This is a genomic window from Achromobacter maghribensis (assembly GCF_057334215.1).
Map to the genome: position 1 here is coordinate 87,441 of NZ_JBHFII010000054.1, position 1,113 is coordinate 88,553.

At 67.4% G+C, this 1,113-nt stretch carries 1 protein-coding gene; it reads right to left on the reverse strand.

Annotation, left to right across the window (positions count from 1 at the left end):
- Positions 1–1,036, reverse strand: a 1,036-nt coding sequence (locus tag ACE039_RS23330; protein WP_485823453.1) for an alpha-D-ribose 1-methylphosphonate 5-triphosphate diphosphatase, incomplete at its 3' end; no start/stop codon positions are given.
- Positions 1,037–1,113 lie beyond the last annotated feature (77 nt).

A 1,113-nucleotide genomic window follows, 5' to 3' on the forward strand; every position in this document is an offset into this window, starting at 1 on the left:
CTTTCAGCCCGGCGGCGCGCGCCGGGTTCAGCGACACCAGGTTCCAGGCTTGCTCAAGGGGCAGCACACCGTCTTGCGCCAACCGCATGACCGCGGCCAGCGGGGCAGGGTAGTAGTAGTCGGACGTCAGAATGTCGCACAGCCCCGCGCGCACCATCTCGGTGGCACTGGGCGCGCCGGTGTGGCTGCCGCCGCGCACGACGTTGGGCGCGCCGAAGACGACCGAGTTGCCCAGGTCGCGGGCGACGCCGGCGGCTTCCCGGGTCAACGGAAACTCCGCCACGCCGCAGCCCAGCTGGTGGTAATAGCGGCGCGTGGCGGCATCGGGATCGTCGTGTGAGGCGACCTTCAAGCCGGCCGCCTGCGCGCACGCCGTGAGCTCCCGCATGGCGTCGGCAACCGAATCGGCAGCGGACATCGCGGCGCGGATGCGCGCCTGGAACGTGTCCAGGTCGCACTCGGCGCGGTTGGCGTATTGCATCAGCTTGCGGTCGTCGCCCAGGCGGCGCGCCATGCTGGGCAGGTGGTCATTCAGGGCCAGGAAACGCACGCGGCCGTCGCGGATCCACTGTTGGGCCAGGTCGACACCGCCCACGTGATGGGTTTCGAATCGCAGATGCACGTAATGCCGCGCGCCCATCATGTGCTGCATGCGCGCTAGCGCGTCGAACATGCGTTCGGCATAGGCCTCGCCGCGCAACCCTCCCTCCCAGGACAAGGTCACGCCGTGAAATTCGGTGGTGATGCCGTTGGCCAGCAATTGGCGGTCTACGTCGAACAGCGCGCTGTCATAGGGAAAGGTGACACTGGGCCGGGGCATGACGGCGCGTTCGAAGGCGTCGCCGTGCAGGTCGACGATGCCGGGCAGCACCAGCAGATCGCCGGCGTCGAACCAGGGCGCGCCGCGGGCGGGCGTGGCGCCGCTGTCGTCGATCAACCCCCCATGAAAGCGCAGGCTGATCGGTTCGACGCCACGCGGCGTCAGGATGCGTTGGCCTGTGACACCGGCCAGGGGCGAGGGGGCATTTGAGTTCATGGCATGACGTTATCGATATTGCATGACAACCAGATGTCTAGATGTGTGTTGTTGCTTTCCGGGTGTTTTGCGGCCGT